This is a genomic window from Acetobacter conturbans (assembly GCF_011516755.1).
In the GTDB taxonomy this organism is placed as follows: Bacteria; Pseudomonadota; Alphaproteobacteria; order Acetobacterales; family Acetobacteraceae; genus Acetobacter; species Acetobacter conturbans.
Genome location: NZ_WOSY01000003.1, coordinates 105,785 through 122,780 on the forward strand (window position 1 = coordinate 105,785; position 16,996 = coordinate 122,780).

The 16,996-nt window shown below is 56.9% G+C and carries 15 protein-coding genes; 6 read left to right on the forward strand and 9 right to left on the reverse strand.

The genetic code is table 11. From position 1 onward, the window contains the following. Positions 1-123: 123 nt before the first annotated feature. The 4 genes from GOB81_RS04050 to GOB81_RS04065 form a co-directional block, all read right to left on the reverse strand. On the reverse strand, positions 124-480 hold the full coding sequence (locus tag GOB81_RS04050) for an integration host factor subunit beta (RefSeq protein ID WP_277876872.1): 357 nt from the start codon (positions 478-480) through the stop codon (positions 124-126). Then, positions 440-1,411: a signal peptide peptidase SppA gene (gene sppA, locus GOB81_RS04055; protein ID WP_173569100.1), complete on the reverse strand. Its 972-nt coding sequence runs from the start codon at positions 1,409-1,411 to the stop codon at positions 440-442. The genes GOB81_RS04050 and sppA overlap by 41 nt, the downstream gene beginning before the upstream one ends. A gap of 104 nt (positions 1,412-1,515) precedes the next feature. Further along, positions 1,516-1,986, reverse strand: a complete 471-nt coding sequence (locus GOB81_RS04060) for a MucR family transcriptional regulator (RefSeq protein ID WP_173569101.1) — start codon at positions 1,984-1,986, stop codon at positions 1,516-1,518. Between the two features lie 1,014 nt (positions 1,987-3,000). Beyond that, positions 3,001-6,297 (reverse strand): efflux RND transporter permease subunit, encoded by a 3,297-nt coding sequence (locus GOB81_RS04065; RefSeq protein ID WP_173569102.1) that lies wholly within the window; start codon positions 6,295-6,297, stop codon positions 3,001-3,003. A gap of 524 nt (positions 6,298-6,821) precedes the next feature. Here GOB81_RS04065 and GOB81_RS04070 point away from each other — a divergent pair. Next, positions 6,822-7,421 carry an acyltransferase gene (locus GOB81_RS04070; RefSeq protein WP_173569103.1) on the forward strand — a complete coding sequence of 200 codons (600 nt, stop codon included), beginning with the start codon at positions 6,822-6,824 and terminating at the stop codon, positions 7,419-7,421. Here the strand turns inward: GOB81_RS04070 and GOB81_RS04075 are convergent. The 3 genes from GOB81_RS04075 to aat form a co-directional block, all read right to left on the reverse strand. After that, positions 7,394-7,993 carry a hypothetical protein gene (locus GOB81_RS04075; protein WP_242010039.1) on the reverse strand — a complete coding sequence of 200 codons (600 nt, stop codon included), beginning with the start codon at positions 7,991-7,993 and terminating at the stop codon, positions 7,394-7,396. The genes GOB81_RS04070 and GOB81_RS04075 overlap by 28 nt on opposite strands. A 49-nt stretch (positions 7,994-8,042) precedes the next feature. Further along, positions 8,043-8,729: a DUF4412 domain-containing protein gene (locus tag GOB81_RS04080; RefSeq protein ID WP_173569104.1), complete on the reverse strand. Its 687-nt coding sequence runs from the start codon at positions 8,727-8,729 to the stop codon at positions 8,043-8,045. Positions 8,730-8,805: 76 nt separating this feature from the next. Then, positions 8,806-9,477 carry a leucyl/phenylalanyl-tRNA--protein transferase gene (gene aat / locus GOB81_RS04085; RefSeq protein ID WP_173569105.1) on the reverse strand — a complete coding sequence of 224 codons (672 nt, stop codon included), beginning with the start codon at positions 9,475-9,477 and terminating at the stop codon, positions 8,806-8,808. Between the two features lie 267 nt (positions 9,478-9,744). On the opposite strand from aat, the gene GOB81_RS04090 reads away from it, so the two are divergent. Continuing rightward, positions 9,745-10,719 carry a 2-hydroxyacid dehydrogenase gene (locus GOB81_RS04090; RefSeq protein ID WP_173569106.1) on the forward strand — a complete coding sequence of 325 codons (975 nt, stop codon included), beginning with the start codon at positions 9,745-9,747 and terminating at the stop codon, positions 10,717-10,719. 5 nt (positions 10,720-10,724) lie between these two features. Here GOB81_RS04090 and GOB81_RS04095 read toward each other — a convergent pair whose 3' ends face one another. Next, a complete protein-coding gene (locus tag GOB81_RS04095) occupies positions 10,725-12,497 on the reverse strand; it encodes a putative bifunctional diguanylate cyclase/phosphodiesterase (protein WP_173569107.1) in 1,773 nt (590 codons plus the stop codon). Between the two features lie 588 nt (positions 12,498-13,085). Here GOB81_RS04095 and mntR point away from each other — a divergent pair. Further along, positions 13,086-13,556 (forward strand): manganese-binding transcriptional regulator MntR, encoded by a 471-nt coding sequence (gene mntR, locus GOB81_RS04100; RefSeq protein ID WP_173569108.1) that lies wholly within the window; start codon positions 13,086-13,088, stop codon positions 13,554-13,556. 78 nt (positions 13,557-13,634) lie between these two features. Beyond that, positions 13,635-13,790 carry a hypothetical protein gene (locus GOB81_RS04105; protein WP_173569109.1) on the forward strand — a complete coding sequence of 52 codons (156 nt, stop codon included), beginning with the start codon at positions 13,635-13,637 and terminating at the stop codon, positions 13,788-13,790. Between the two features lie 14 nt (positions 13,791-13,804). Here the strand turns inward: GOB81_RS04105 and GOB81_RS04110 are convergent, their stop codons facing one another. Then, positions 13,805-14,659 (reverse strand): EcsC family protein, encoded by an 855-nt coding sequence (locus GOB81_RS04110; protein WP_173569110.1) that lies wholly within the window; start codon positions 14,657-14,659, stop codon positions 13,805-13,807. A 138-nt stretch (positions 14,660-14,797) separates the two neighbouring features. Here GOB81_RS04110 and GOB81_RS04115 point away from each other — a divergent pair, with 138 nt between their 5' ends. Then, positions 14,798-15,343, forward strand: a complete 546-nt coding sequence (locus GOB81_RS04115) for a hypothetical protein (RefSeq protein WP_242010040.1) — start codon at positions 14,798-14,800, stop codon at positions 15,341-15,343. Between the two features lie 107 nt (positions 15,344-15,450). Further along, on the forward strand, positions 15,451-16,857 hold the full coding sequence (locus GOB81_RS04120) for an autotransporter strand-loop-strand O-heptosyltransferase (RefSeq protein WP_194299790.1): 1,407 nt from the start codon (positions 15,451-15,453) through the stop codon (positions 16,855-16,857). Positions 16,858-16,996 lie beyond the last annotated feature (139 nt).

Consider the following 16,996-nt stretch of genomic DNA (forward strand, 5'->3'; position numbering starts at 1 on the left):
CAATGCCCGATAAAACGGCCTTCGCTCGGCCATCCCAATAAAAAAATTCTAGGACATAACCCCTAGCCACACAAGAAAAATGCGCATGACAGAGCATACGCCTTCTTCCTGCTGTCGCACACCTCATTCGTCCTTGGGAATGGCGCCGTTCACACGCTCACGAAGCTCTTTGCCAGCCTTGAAAAAGGGCACGACTTTTTCATCGACGGCGACAGCCTCTCCGGTACGAGGATTACGCCCCGCACGGGCATTGCGCTTTTTCACCGTAAAGGCGCCAAACCCACGAAGTTCTATACGATCTCCGCGTGCAAGCGCCTGCGAAAGCTCGTCAAAAATCGTATGCACGATCAGTTCGACGTCTTTGAGCAAAAGATGTGGATTCGCTGCTGCAATTTCAGCGACAAGTTCGGATCTGGTCATCTCGCCTCCCCGCTGGGAGTTAAGGTTTCCAGATCGAAACTGCGCCGTCAATGCCAACATTGGCCTGCGGCAAAAAAATGTCCGCATCAAGACCAAACCAGGACATCACCACGCCTCCGAACCAGCCAAGCACCCGACGCTTCCAGTTGAACGTTTTCTGTTGCGCCCCGATTTCCACGATTTTTGCCGCCTCAGGCACTCCGCTGGCTTTAGCAAGCCATGCCTGCGCATCTTCATGCCCCCCGAGATTGTCGATCAGACCAATCTTGAGAGCCTGTTCGCCAGTATAGGGGCGTCCGTCGGCCAGCACCCGCACCTGCGCTTCCGGCATATGACGTCCCGCCACCACCATCGCCACAAATTGATCGTACAGATTTCCGACCACTCCCTGCAGCATGATCCGCCCCTCCGGAGAGATGGGCTTGCTGAAGGAAGGCTGCCCCTTCAACGGACCGGAAACCAGTTCCTGAACATTGACGCCGACCTTCCCGAGAATTCCGGAGAACTCCGGCGCTTCCATCAGGACACCGATCGAACCCGTCAGGGTGCTGCGTTCAGCGAAGATTTTTTTGGCTGGAAGAGCGATCATATATCCGGCTGATGCGCCAAGGCCGCCCATGGAAGCCACAACCGGCTTGGTCAGGGCAAAACGCTCGACGGCATCGTGCAACTCTTCTCCGCCAGTCACAGCACCGCCGGGACTGTCGATGTCGAGCAGCAACCCTTTTGCGGTGGTATCTTTTCCTGCGGCGGCAATGGCTTTTGTCCAGCGCGAAACATCGGCGCCAATCATGCCATGAACTTTTATCTCAACCAGATGGGGCGTCTTTACCTTGCCACCGGCGAAGAGAGGGGAATTGTCACCTCTATGCCCTGCGGCGCCCGCCACGAGAAACGCTCCGGCCACAGCCGCGATCGCTCCGATGCGCCAGCGACGCAGTCTCCGGCGCTGAACAGCATACGCTATCGTCTCGTCGTCTGCAGAACCCATAACATCCCAATTCCATATCACCGGGAGCGCCAGATTATTCTTCCGACGCTCCCCGCCTCTGACATGGCCCCCTCAAGGGAGGCTCATGTCATTGTCCAGTTGTCTTACTGGCTTTTGCGACCACGACGGCGGCTGCCAGTGCTTTCTTCGCTTTCCGCAGGCGGCGTGTGGGTTGCGCTGATCTTGCGGCCCAGGCCGATTTCACGCGCCAGCGTGGAACGACGCTCAGCATAGTTGGGAGCAACCATGGGGTAATCAGCAGGCAGGTTCCAACGTTCACGATACTGGTCAGGCGTCATGCCATAAGCACTCTGCAGGTGACGCTTCAGCATCTTCAGCTTCTTGCCGTCTTCGAGGCAGACGATGTAATCCGGGAACACCGAGCGCTTCACCGGAACGGCTGGCTGCAACTTCTCTGGCTCAGGCGCGGCCTGCCCGGCAGTTTCAAGCGCAGTATAGACTTCACGGATCAGACCCGGGAGAGCTTCCGACGAAAAACTGTTGTTCGAAACATGAGCCGAAACAATCTGCGCTGTCAGTTCGAGAAGGGGGGAGGAGGATTTAGTTTCCGACATGACAAACTCCGTTACACTTTAAACAATTCAGCGCACAAATTAGAAAGAGACCAAAGAACGTCTCTGGTTCTGCTCTGGAAATAATCACGCATGGTTTTTCACGCAATACCTGAAATGACCATAGCCGAATAAATTCTCTTGCATGAAGACAGAATTCGCCTCCTGCAAACACAAAAGAAAGTGGAAAATAAAAACATTCAGATGAAATGGTTGTCGATAAACATTGAACTTTACAAAAGATCACAAGAAGTTTGGCTTTGATAAACAAAGATAACGCACCTAATATAAATTTTCGTTAAAACTTCTACAGGCCGTTCAAAAATATTTTATCCGACACCAAGTATGCATGACGGAACCAATGCACTTCCTATTGTTTACGCAAACAATCCCGACCTGTCAGACATCGCCAATATTACATAATTGACAGAACCGCATCACGTGCACGCGATTTCATTGTGTTCAGTTCAACAGCGCCACAGCACTCGCTGCGTGTCAGAATATTCTGGACCATGTCCACAGAACAGCAGCAAGCCATATTCAACGTGGAACAAGCTCTCGCCCTCCAAACACGCACACGGATCGTCCGCCTGAGTTTTCAGAGCGTCTCTGCGATGGATTTATTTATTGGAATAGCGCGCGATCACTTGAAAACATCGTTTACCCCCTTCCCGAAAGCGCAGTCCGGGAAGGGGGAGGGATTTCCCCGAATTATTTGAACTTCTTCCAGAGGAAGCTGACCACACCGGCGACAACAACCAGTCCCAGTACTTTCTTCAGGCTGCAGCAACCCTTCTTTTTCACAGGTGCACACCCAGCTTCTGTATTGCAGCAATCCTTGGCCATCGACTCAATTCCTTAACAAGATCTATTCTATCTCAAGACGGCGAACCGCAACAAAAGACGGGGACACCGACCGCCACAGCCCTACCACGCTCACCGCCGGAACAATACCATTCAAGGGATGACTGTTTGGTAATGATCGGGCGTATGGGAGAAAATTCCGGCTGTTTCCCATCATTTCGCCATACGTGGCCGTAAATACATTCGCATCCGTCGGAACGTTCCTGCACTCCAACGACTCACACTGCCCATGAACAGATAAACCACCGGCGTCGAATACAACGTCAGAAGCTGACTCATGGCGAGACCACCCACCACGGCAATCCCGAGTGGGCGACGCAGTTCGGCACCATAGCCATTGCCGACAATCAGCGGGACAGCCCCCAGCGCTGCTGCCAGCGTCGTCATCAGGATCGGACGAAAGCGCGTGAGACATGCTGCCCGGATCGCATCCGCCGGAAGCATGTTGCGATCCCGCTCGGCATGAAGCGCAAAATCGATCATCAGGATCGCATTCTTTTTCACGATCCCCACGAGCAGAATGACACCGATCATCGCGATCAGGGAGAAGGACTGCCCGGCCAGCCACAGCGCCATGACCGCTCCGACAGCCGCGGATGGCAATGTCGAAAGAATAGTGAGCGGATGAATGTAGCTTTCATAAAGGATCCCGAGCGTCACATACATCGTGACCAGCGCCGCGATGAAGACCAGTCCCTCGTTGATCAGTGCTTTCGTGAATTCCCCCGCGCGACCCGAAAATCCGCCAGTGATCTCGGAGGGCATGTGAATCGCCTGTCTCACGCGAACAATTTCAGATTCAGCATCCGTCAGCCCCTTCCCTTTCGGCAGATTGAAAGAGATCGAACCGGACACAAACCCATCCTCATGACTGACCTGTAGCGGCGTCGATCGCGCCACCAGATCGGCCACCGAGATGAGCGGCACCATTGTCTCAGCCGACGATGAAACCGCTGACCCGCTTGATGCTCCGGCCCCACCGGCCAGCCTGTTGGCGATCTGGTTACGGAAAGACAGTCTGCTCAGTTCAGCCTCTTTTGAATCTCCCGAACGCGGCACACGGATCGAGTTCGAAACAGTGCCACCACCCGCCGTGCCACCAGCGGTCGAGACCCAGAGCGTCTTCAGCATCTCAGGATTTTCCCGATACTGTTTCGCGGCTTCCATTACGACATAATATGTAGTCAGCGGCGTGGAGATATTGGACGCCGTGCGCTCCCCGAACGCATCCAGCAACGCATTACCGATCAGTTGCGGCGTGATCAGATAACGCGCTGCCACATCACGGCGGATATTCACTTGCAGAGAGGCACCACTGTCATGAACATTGGTGCTGACATCGGTAATGACCGCGCTGCTTCGCAAAGTGTCAGCCAGACGCGGAACCCATGTATAAAGAGCGTCGGCATCACTGCTGCGAAAGACATAGGTATAGTTGCCCATGTGCTGGCGGCCGCCCCCGCCATTCACATCGCCGGAATTGGAAATATGCGCGTCCAGACCGGCAATATTCGCCACGCGCGCCTGAATCCGCGCCGCTATGTCTTCCGGAGAGTCGGACCGTGCCGCTTTGTCGGTGAGGGAGGCGAAAGCAGAGGCTTCATTGGCCGCATCGTCACCGGTGAACGCGACAACCGATGTCACCTCCCGGTCACGCATCATCGCGTCGACAACATGCGTCGTCTTGGCCGAAACGGCTGAGAAGGAACTTGTCTGATCCGTGCTGAGATAAGCGGAGACCAGGGCAATATCTTCCGGCGGCAGGATGGTCTTGGGCATGAAGATGACCACGCCGATGGTGATCGCCATGCTCACGGGGAGCGAGAGCAGCACAAACCAGCGATGCCTCAGCGCCACATCAAGGGTGCGCATATACAGACGCACCATGGCGTTGAGGCTTGCCTCCACTCCATCGAACAGACGATGCGCCAGACGGGTGAATCCATGCCCTTCGTCAACCGGACCGCCATGATGCACCTCCAGCATATAGGCGCACATCATCGGGGTGAGTGTCAGCGACAGGATCAACGAAATCGTGACGGCTGCCGTCAGCGTCATCGCAAACTCGAAGAAGATCTTGCCTGCGATGCCGGAGAGCAGGAGCATCGGCATGAAGACGGCCACCAGCGAGATGGTGATCGACAGCACGGTAAACGCGATCTCACGCGAACCGAGGAGCGCCGCCTCCATCCGCTCCATTCCGTCCTCCATGTGCCGGGCGATGTTTTCGACCACGACAATGGCATCGTCCACGACGAACCCCGTGGCGATCGTCAACGCCATCAGCGAGAGTGTATCGAGCGAAAAGCCGAGCATATGCATCACGGCCAGTGAGCCGGCGAGCGACACGGGAACCGTCACGGCGGGGATCAGGGTGGAGCGCCACGAGCGCAGGAACGCCAGCACGACGATCACCACCAGCGCCACCGAGATGAGAAGCGTCAGCTGCGTGTCCACAAGCGCCGCGCGAATCGAGCGCGACATGTCATCCGCCAGCGTCAGGTGAACGTCTGCGGGCAGAACATTCTGCAATCTTGGCGCATGGCTGCGGATCGCATCCGTCACATCGATGATGTTCGCTCCCGGCTGCGGTCGAATGATCGCCACCACCGCCGGATGTCCATTGAACCAGGCGGCCTCGCGTTCATTCTGGGGACCGTCATGCACCTCCGCCACATCTACCAGGCGCACGGGGCGGTTGTTACGGTAACCCACAACCAGCGCACGATACTGGTCCGCTTTTCGTGCCTGATCGTTCGTCGCCAGCATCAGGCGTTGCGGGCCGATATCCAGCATCCCCTTCGGGGTATTAGCGTTGGCGGAGGCCAGCGCGGAGCGAATATCCTCGAACCCGATGCCGTAATGATAAAGCAGATAAGGATTCATCTCGACGCGCACGGCGGGTTTGGCGGCCCCTTCCGGCTGCACCCACCCCACGCCCCGGATGCCTGCCAGTTGCGGCAAAAGCCGTGTCTCGAACAGGTTCCTCAGCTCGGTCAGGGGGCGCGTGTCCGAAGTCAGCACCGCGATCATCACCGGATTATCGGCAGGATTGGCCTTGTAATACTGAGGTGTGTCGATGAGCGTGTTCGGCATGTCTCGCCGGGCCGCCTGAAGGGCTGCCTGCACGTCTCGCGCCGCGCCATCCACATCGCGATCATCCGCGAAGAACAGCAGGATGAAGGAAGAGCGGTCCGTCGTGTCGGAGGTCATCTGCGTCAGGCCGGCGATATTGCCCAGCTTGCGCTCCAGCGGCGTCGTCACCGCGCTGGCCATCTGTTGCGGGGAACTCCCCTGCTGGCTGGCGATCACATAGATGACGGGAATGGACACATCCGGAAGGTCCGCCACCGGCATGACGCGGTAAGACAGAAGGCCAGCAAGGACCACGGCCAGGGACAGGAGGATGGTGGCGACGGGACGATGGATGAAGACGGCGCACAGATTCACCGGTCTTCATTCCTTCTCTGAACCTTATGCCCTTATCGACATACAGCGATCTTCATGCAACACACTGGCATCCAGATGTCGAAGAATGGCTTCCCTCATTCCCGGCGCTTCTTACAGTGCCTCACCTTTGGCAATCAAATGTTTTATTGTTCCAGAAGATACTTTTCGTGAGCCACAATACTGGTCCGTTACAGTCCACAATACGACGCGTGCATTTCATGCTATGGTTGGATAAAAGATTACAGGGGCATTTCCCCCGCGACTGGCGATAAAGAACTAAAATGAGTAATTCGCGCTTTGTTGGTTAAAGTCTCATCTGCCTCAAGAATAAAATATTTCTATTAATCTATAGAAATAGAAATATCGTATAAAATTGTGGACATTTATGGGATTTTTTGACACACTATCACAAAATTCTTTTTGTATTTTTGAACAATGGCGCTATTAACTTATATGGAGAAACATTAAATTTCACTCTGTCAATTTTACTTTCACTCTGGCAGCGCAACAAAAGAGAATGTCTCATGCCTTTTCCAGACCACGCGATCATGCGCCACCTGCGCAGAATTTGTCTGGCCGGCCTCGGCAGTGAACTTGTTCCGGCTTTTGTTCGCACCAGAATGCTCAATAAAATGGGAGCGAAACTTGCCTTCAGCGCCTGCATCTGGTCGGGATGCCGGATTCGCTCCAGCAAGATCGTGATGGGGCCGGGCAGTTTCATCAATGTCGGCTTCTTTTTCGATGGCGCTGCTTCTCTGGTCATCGGCAAAAATGTCCGCGTCGGACAGTTTTTCAAGGTCGTCACGGCAACTCACAACATCGGACCGGAAAATCAGCGGTGCCTCATTGAGGCTGTACTCGGCGATGTAATCATTGAAGATGGGTGCTGGATCGGGGCCAACGTGACGATTCTTCCCGGCGTCAGGATTCGTCGGGGCTGCGTCATCGGCGCCAACTCGCTGGTCCGTGACAGCACGGAGCCGAACGGCGTTTATGTCGGCTCCCCCGCGAAACGCGTCCGCGATCTGCCGCTGGACGCCCCGGTGAAGGAAAAGAAAAAACCACGGGGACCGATGCCCTCCCCGCTGCCTTCTTTTCAGCGTGCCGGTGCCACCAGTTTATAAGTTTCGGGCACGACGAACAGGGAATCGGGCTGCGCTATTCGGTCAACAGAGACCGCACGGACCACCACCTGACCTTTCTGCATGACCTGCATCAGGATTCCATCCTGCGTATAACAGGCATCCCCTGAACGGCCGTCTGCATCTGCCGTGCGCCAGTTCGTGCAGAACTGACCCGCCACAATGGCCGTCCCAAGTCGCTGGAAAGAGCCGGACGGTACCTGTCCGGGCATGGAGAGAGCGCCACCCGGTGCGGGCATGACGCTACGACGATGACTCAGCGTGTCCACAACCGTCAGCGTGTGATCGCGCCAGGACGTCAGCATGTAGACAGCCGAGTTTTCCGGATCGATCCGTTGTCTGAGCGAGGCGACCTGCCAGTGCATGTCCTGATGCACCAGCCCGGCACCATCCGGCCTCACCATTTCATATCGCACGAACACATCGACGGAGGGCGTGACGTATGGCCCTGCCGCAGAGGCGCTCTCTTCAGCACGGACAGCCGTGCTGCCAAGGCAGAATGGGCTCGACAAGGCCGCCACGAGAACAAAAAAACGTGCTTTGACCGCACTCATGCCGAAATGGCTCCTCTGCCTTTCTTCCCGCTCCCCACCGTGCATGTCCTCAATGACCAGCAGCATCACTGTCCTGAGGCGCGGTCCCCGCATTGGGCCCCAGCGCAGGGGCCTGGGCATCACCGCCCCCTCCGCTCACGCGACGCCGCACGACCTCCTGATAATCAGATGGCGGCTCAAAGGTAGCAGAAGGAATGGTCTGATAAGACACGGATGTTGCCGTCAATTTTCCCTTGGCGCCGTCCGCGTCCACTCCGCTTTCGGCCAGGATCAGTCCGTCAGATGTCACACAGGCGGTCGCCTGACCCTGTCCGGACGTAACATCCCATTCCGTGCAGGCGATCCCCGCGATATTCTGCGTTCCATGTTTGTGAAACTGCATCGAGACATCGAGCAGGAACGGATTACGGATGCCGCCGCGCTGCTCCAGTCGGCTGTAGACCCGCTGTTTGTGCAGGAGGATCGTGACGGCCTGCGTTGTCCTGTTGAGAATGGTGGAGGCCGACCCATCGGGTGAATCAATCCGCATCCGCGCGCCTTCAGCGGTGAACCAGACCTTCACCTGCTGCGCCTGCGGGGCTCCATCAGGCTGGACATCATACGTCACGACTGCGTCTTTCAGAGGCATCAGGGGCGGATGGTCACCCTCGGCAGCGCAGGCCGCCGATGCTCCCAGCATCATCCCGACAGCAAGTCCTGCCACCAGCCGCTGCTTCCATTGTCCGCGTGCGTTCATCGAACCCGTCCTTCCTGCCTGACGTCTTTCCCACCCTGCGGCGGGAAGGGGACAGCACCCGATAAGTCCCGGCCCGTCAACCACCCGAGGCGCACGTTTCAGAACGCATCAGATTGATTTCAGAGATGATTTCCGTCTGGGAAGGGTTCGTCCAGCGGCACTCACTGCACACTGCACGATGGAGGCGCGCCTTATATTCATCCGCATCGATCTCCTCGCCACCGAACTGAGAGAGGTGCGTCGTGCCGAACTGTGTGTCGAGCAGATCGAAACCACACAGTCGCAGGCGAGCGACGAGATCGACCAGCGCCACCTTGGACGCATCCGCCTCACGGCTGAACATGCTTTCGCCGAAAAAGGCCGATCCAAGCCCCACCCCGTACAGCCCTCCGACCAGTTTTCCGTCTCGCCATGTCTCGATGCTATGGCCGTAGCCCATATCATGCAGCCGACAGAACAGCCCAATGATCGTCTCGCTGATCCATGTGGTTTCACGTCCCGGCGCAGGCATCGCGCAGGCCCGCATCACGCCCTCAAAGTCCGTGTCTGCCGTAATGGTGAATTTGCCGCTCAGGACCGTACGGGTGAGGCGCTTCGACAGATGGAACCCATAAAGTGGCATGACGCCACGCGGATCGGGGTCATACCAGTCGAGGCGATCCGGATCGTCATTGCTGCCCATGGGGAAAAGGCCGATCGAATAGGCTCCGAGCATCAACTCCGGTGTCAGTTCGATCTTGCTGTTCATGCGCGGCCTTTTCATCCCTCTTCGGGTTTCCCCTATTCCTAACAGGGAGCAAACGGCTTTCACAATCCGCTCGTTCAGCCTGATGAACAGTACAATAGCGCCACGCAGTCAGCGGCCCTGCGGTCTCCTCAACACAGCAGGCAAGACCATGATCGCGTTGAAACGTTCGTGACCTCAATGCCTCTTGTCGAAAGAGGAAGGGCAAGAGCATCATCCATGCCCTCACCGAAAAATCGCCTCTCCGACATACACAGAAGGGAGCCTGACATGTCCGCTTCACGTCCACGCCTCGTCCGCAGCGTGCGCCTGCCCGCAGCCGTTGAAGACCGCATCCGTGAAGAATTCACTGCGCCTCCGCCACCTCATACGCCTCTGGACACGCAGGCGCTCTTCCAGCTTGCGGAGGAAACGAAGGCGCAGGTCATGCTCGTCACCCATCATGCCGCCATCAATGCGGCGGCAGCGGCCCGGATTCCAGCCTCCGTGCAGTTGATCGCCACGGTCAGCGTGGGTCTCGATCATCTCGACGTGAAGGCCATTCGCGCCCGCGGCATCGCTATTTCCAACACGCCGGACGTGCTGACCGACTGCAACGCGGATATGGCAATGCTGCTGCTGCTCACCGCCGCCCGACGCGCTGCGGAATACACCGCTCTTGTCCGCAAGGGCTGGGGACGGGATCTGGCCATGGACGAGATGCTGGGCATGCGCGTGACCGGCAAGACCCTCGGCATCATCGGCATGGGACGGATCGGGCAGGCCGTGGCCCGACGGGCGCGCGGTTTCGGCATGACGGTGCTTTATAACAACCGGCGCCGTCTTTCATCCGAGAATGAAGAGGGTGCCACATGGGTGGAAAAGCTGGACGACATGCTACCGCGTTGCCAGATCGTGAGTCTCCACCTGCCCGGCAGCGATGAGACGGACGGCATCGTCGATGCCGCCTTCCTCTCACGCCTCCCGAAAGGCGCGATCTTCGTCAATGCCGCGCGGGGAAGACTGGTGAACGAGGACGCCCTGATCGACGCCCTCCGCAGTGGCCAGCTCGCGGGGGCCGGTCTTGATGTCTGCCGCAACGAACCTCATCCCGACCCGCGCCTTCTGGCCCTTCCCAATCTTTTCATGACCCCGCATGTGGGAAGTGCCACCGTCGAAACACGCACGGAGATGGGCATGCTGGCGCTGGACAATGCGACCGCTCAGGCTTCTGGAAAACCGCTACTTACACCTGTCGAAGGATAAGGCGTTCAGGCTGTTTTGCGGGAAACGACAGGATCGGCGGAGTTGCTGATATTATCGAGAACGGAGCATGCCTGCATGACTGCGGAAGGCACTTCGACAGCAGGCACGGCATGTCCAAAGAGATAACCCTGGCAGGCCGTGCATCCAAGACCATTCAGGATCCTAAACTGCTCCACGGTTTCGACACCCTCCGCCACCGTGGACAGGTCGATGCTGTGGGCCAACCCGAGCAGCCCGGCGGTAATCTTACGATCGCGCCCATCCTGCTCGATGTTCGCCACGAAACTCCGGTCTATCTTGATGTCCGTGAGGGGCAACTCCCGCAAATGGCTGATGGCGGCATACCCCGTGCCGAAATCATCGAAGGCAATCCGAAAACCATGGTTCGCCAGACTGGTTATTTCACGCCGCACCCGGTCGGATCGGGACGTCCCGAGAAAAATCGTTTCGGTAATTTCAATCCAGACCTTGCTTCGTGGAACCCCGGCATTGTCCGTCAGTTCGCTGAGTTCGCGGGCCAGAGAGTCCACACCAAAATCGGACACACTGAGATTGATGGAGACGCCACCGTCATATGTGCCGTTCTTCATCCATAAGGCGACATCCCTGATAGCCACTTCCCTGACAAATTTCCCCAGGGCAAGACCGGTGCGGAAATCATTGAACACTTCAGAAAAAACGGCTGGCGTAAGCAGTCCCTGCTGCGGATGATGCCACCGAAGCAGGGATTCGCAGATGATCACGCAGCCCTGCGAAAGATTGATGATCGGCTGGTAATAGAGTTCGAACTCTCCTCGTTCGATGCCGAGACGGGCATCGCTCAGGATCTGCTGCTGTCGTCTGGCCCTGCTCCTCAGCGAAGGGGTGAAGGCGACGATGCTGCGATCGCTCTCATGCTTAGCCTGCAGAAGAGCGACATCGACGTCTTTGAGAAATTGCTGACCCGAAGAAAGCCGATGCTCGATCTTCGTATAACCAATGGACGCGGAGACGGACACCGCTGTCACACCCGTCAGGATCGGCTGCTCGATCAGATCAAGAAGTCTTTGCAGATACAGGCTGGTTTCAATGCAATTCGTCGGCACGCGCATGAGCACGGCAAACTCATCGCCCCCCAGACGACCGATAACGGCATCAGTCCCGGCGAAACGACGCAGTCTGCGGGCGGCTTCGATCAGAACAAGATCGCCGACATCGTGCCCGTATATGTCATTGACTTCCTTGAAACCGTTCAGATCGATCATCACAAGCAGCCGGTTCTCACCGGATATGACGGACTGCTGGATAAACTCCGCCAGAGCCTCTGCAAAGCCTATGCGGTTCAGGCCATCGACCAGCGGGTCCTGCCGTGAAAGCCTCTTCATCTTGTTGCGGGCTTCAACCAGCGGTGTGACATCAAACCGATAAGCCACATAGGAAAGAATTCTGCCTGCCTCATCCTTGCGCGGAATGATGGTTGTCGCCACCCAGTAAAGCGATCCGTTCTTGGCGCGATTGCAGATCTTTCCGCGCCAGATCTCTCCGGCTGAAATCGTCCTGTACAATGCAACGAAAAATGCTTGGCTGTGATAACCGGAATTCAAAACTCTGTGGGTATGCCCAATCAGTTCATGACGATCATAGCCACTGATGTGACAGAAGCGGTCATTCACATGCGTGATGACGCCATTAAGATCGGTAATGGCGACAATGAGAACTTCATCGATCGCCGACCAGAGAAAATTTATGTTCTGTCCTGCCGGATCGCCCTCAGGAATACGAACCGTTTGCTCTATCATAGCAACGTCTATCCCTTTGATGCAGAGCGCCGGTCTATGCGGCACGTGGGTTAATCAAATGTAACCCAATAATGCGATCATTCTGCGTTGATCACGTTCCGCTCAGACCGGCGGAAAGTCTTCCTTTTCAATCATGTTCCTGCATGTATCACAGTAAATACAAAAAACATGGATGGACAGATTTCAAAAACCACCCGACAGAACAAGCCCTAAAAAATAATTTATTGTCAAAAATGCGACCAAATATCTGAACACTGAAAACAAGAAAATTCAGGAAAAATGTTGAATAATAATGATCAATTCAAAACCGTTTTCCCTTTAAATCCATCGGGATACGCTTCTTTTTTCCGCGCATTCAACGCGCCTCTTATGAACACGCGTCTTCATGTCGGCAGCAGACCCGGCAAGAATCCGAAAAACGTTTGATTAAAACAAACATTTTTCATACTGGAGTCTGTAGCCTCAAGGTATAATCCACCGGATATGTAACATAGTACAATACAGCAGGTCTGCATGGTGGATTAAATCACAAGAATACTCTATTCCCCCACGAATAATCCAACCCTGCACTCCCCTGAAGCACCCCTTATGTCCCCTCGAACAAGAAAATTTTCCCCGTCCCTGCCCGCTCCTGAGGCACAGTCTGAAAGTTTCAGAGCAAACCGCGAAGCGCGTCGAAAAGTGCTTATCGAGGATTATGTCGAGCTGATTTCAGACCTTCTGGCTGCATCGCAGGAAGCGCGACAGGTCGACATTGCTGCCCGTCTTGGGGTCTCACAGCCCACCGTGGCGAAGATGCTGAGCCGCCTCGTCGCGGACGGGTTTGTTGTCCAGAAACCTTATCGCGGGGTTTTCCTGACTGAAGCAGGCAAAAATCTGGCGGAAAAAGCCCGGCTGCGACATCGGATCGTGGAATCGTTTCTGAGGGCGCTCGGCGTCAGCGAAGACTGCGTTCTGGTCGACGCTGAAGGGATTGAGCATTATGTCAGCGAGGAAACGCTCGCGACTTTCCAGAAAGCTCTGGATGGCGGGCTGGCAGAATTCATGAAGCGTCTCTGAACGCAGCGTTTCCTGCCTCTACCGTTCCCTCACATGGGCGGGCCAATATCCACGCGGCCCGAATCAAGGAAACCGACCATGCACATGCTGATCATCTGCCTCGCGGGGTTGGCGCTTTGCGGCATCCTAAGCATCGTCACCCCGCATTACACCCCTGCGGCAGAGACACTGGCAATCTGCCTCGCGCTGATCGGGGTATTAGGGTGCTGGATCACGGTCCACGAAGAACCGTGATCTGAAAAAGACGATCAGAGGCCGGCGGCAGTCCGCGCTGCGACCTGATCGCGGAGCACGACAGCGGTATCGCGCACCACGGGGCCATGTTCGCGCTCAAGACGGCGAATGGTGAAGTGCGCACGGGCAAGCGCCTGATAATGCGCGAGGAACGCAGCGTTCAGGGATGCGCCGCAGAGCGCGCCTGCCACCGGCATGATCTGAAGCGCGATCTTGTGTCCGAGCGCCAGTCCGTAATGGGACGCAACTTCGGAGATGAGCATCACCACCGGACGACCACGCAGGACGGTGCGGGCGGAAAAATATCCCAGTTCGCTTTCACGTCCTTCGCCGATATTCGGGAAGGCCCGCAGAGCAAACACTTCAAGACAGGCCCGACGCGCATCCGGATCGGACAGATCCTCTCCTTCCTGACGGGCGATGCGGGCGATCTCCCGCATGATCGTCACCGTGGTGAAACCGATATCCGGTGCCAGTCCGGCAATACCCGCGAAACCACCCACCGCGCCTGATACAGCGACAGCAGCCTGCAACGCCCGGTCACGGATCGACTTCCCGGCAGGGGCATCCGTCGCTTCGCCGCTGCTCGGCGCATCAATGGGGCCGGACATGCCGACCACGGCGATATCGAACGCCCGGGTAATGGCCGTCTCGGCAATGCCCTGAAGTTTTTCCTGTATCCGGGGCGTCATGCCCAGACCGCGCAGACCGAGTCGTGTTGCATGACCAACGGCACCGCCCATGAGGTCCGCCATCCGGACCAGCACGCCACGGCCCGCTTCCACCTGATTCAGCGCCTGCTCAAGCTCCAGGATCTGCCCGTCCGTAAGAGCCAATGGAGCAAGCGCGCTTCCTGTGCTTAAAGTCATCTGCCGTTGTCCCGTTTTACCTGACGCTTTCTGTTAACCATTCAGAGCGCTTCAATGCGCGCAGGGTTGCTGAAACACTCATTGCCCGCAAGCGTCATAAGATCGACTCTAGCACCATCCTCGTCAGGGAGGCATTCGATGATCACACCCCGCTTCGCCGCCACGCGGCTTCCGTTCCCTCGCAAAATCACGCGCGACATCCTGAAGACAACCCTCCTTGGCCTTGCGCTCAGCTCAACCCTGACATTCGTGGCAGGCCCGATTGCGGCAGCCACCCATGCCCCGCGCCACAAGGCGAAGCAGAATGCCGACATGACAGACCTGTCTTCGGGCGTGACGTCGCGGACTTCCCATCCGAAGTCACTCGAATCCCAGGAGCAGGCGCCACCCCCGCCGGATGGATACGAACCCGTCGAAGACATTGATGAGACCATTGAGGCTCATTATTCGCTGGATATCCGCAAGGCTCAGCATGGTTCGTCGCTCCCCTCCATCGAGGCGCAACAGATCCCACGGGATGCAAACAACGGTGCGACCCCGTTCGATGTGTTCGGTGTGCCCGTGAAGTTCATCGCACCGGTCGCGGCCCCCTATAACGCAGCCTCGACCTATCGCACCTATGCGGGGCAATCCGGACGGGGACAGGACGCGGTGGGAGCGGCTTCAGCAGCCGGAGAACCCTAAGATTACCGCTGAATAGTTTTCTGAAATTTTAATGACCTGCTTTCTTCCACACTCCTTTGGTCCTATTGCGGAAGAATTATTTTAGCCACCGCGAGTAAACATACGGCATGTCCCAGTCTGAAGTCGCTTCTCCCGTCGCTCCTGCATCCACATCTTTTTCTGAAAACAGTTCGTCTCCCCCACAGGAAACCGGTGTCGGAGATGGCGGGAACGACAGCGACAATGCCGGGGACATCACGGTGAAGGCCAAAGACGATGGGGAGAAGAAGGAGGAGAAGCCCGCCTTTGCAGGCGCGAGCCCGATCCCCACGCAGGAAGGACCAGCGGGCATCCGCTACGACTTCAATCTGGGCTGCCGTGTCGCGCTCCCAGAGGGCAAATGGACCATTCGCCTCACCGATCTCGATACGGGCAACATCCTGTTCGAAACGACGGCGGGCAAGGCAAACGTCAACAGTTCCAAGCGTTTTTATGTCCGCTTCGGAATCCAGATCAAAGACGAAACCGGGAACGTCATCTTTTCCCACCGCCTTGATTGCCGTGACCAGCATGTCCTCGTCCAGCTTCCCGTGGGAACCCTTGGCGACACGCTGGGATGGTTCCCCTATGTCGCCCGCTTCGCAGCACAGCATCACTGCAAACTGACCTGCGTGATGGCCGCTCCCATCATTCCCCTGTTCCGCAACTCCTATCCACACATCAGGTTCATCACCCCTGAAGAACTTGAAAACGGCGACCTGCTGAAGACCTTCTACGCCACCTACACGCTGGGACTGTTCTTCGACGACAAGAACAATATCTGGCAACCCTGCGATTTCCGTCTCGTCGGGCTGCACCGGACGGCTGGCTACATTCTCGGCGTCGATCCGACCGAAGAGCCTCCGGTTCTTGCACCGGACGAGGACAAAAGCCGCCCTATCAAAGAGCCCTATGTCTGCATCGCGGCGCAGAGCAGCTCGCAGTGCAAATACTGGAACAATCCCGATGGCTGGCGCCAGCTGGTCGCCTACCTCCAGGAATGCGGCTACCGGGTCATCTGCATCGACCAGAAGCCTGTCCACGGCACGGGTATTATGTGGAACCATATTCCGTATGGTGCGGAAGACCAGACGGGCGACCGGCTGCTTTCGGAACGGGTCCGCTGGCTCCGGCATGCCGATTTCTTCATTGGTCTCTCAAGCGGCCTGTCATGGCTGGCCTGGGCGGCACGATGCAAGGTGGTGATGATCGCGGGCTTCACCCACCCGACCAATGAGTTCCACACCCCCTGGCGTGTGGTGAACTGGCACGCCTGCAATTCCTGCTGGAACGATCCGACTCACCGTTTCGACCACAAGGATTTCCTCTGGTGCCCGCGCCAGAAGGGAACCCCGCGCCAGTTCGAATGCACGCGCCTGATCACGGTGGATCACGTCAAGCATGTGATCGGCACGATCCCCGGATTTCCCGTGAAGCAGCCTGCTTCCGAGGCTGCTGAGGAGCCAACGCAGCACAAGAGCAAGAAAAAAAGATAAAGCAGTGAACTGATCTCCTTCCTGCGAAGGGGTTCAGCGGCTGTTTCGAAAGCTCTCTGCTGAGCGCGACCGCCCTAAAGGGGTCGCGACCGATGTGGGTTTTTGAGCGTGGAAGCGAAACAGCCATGCGGGCCGTGAG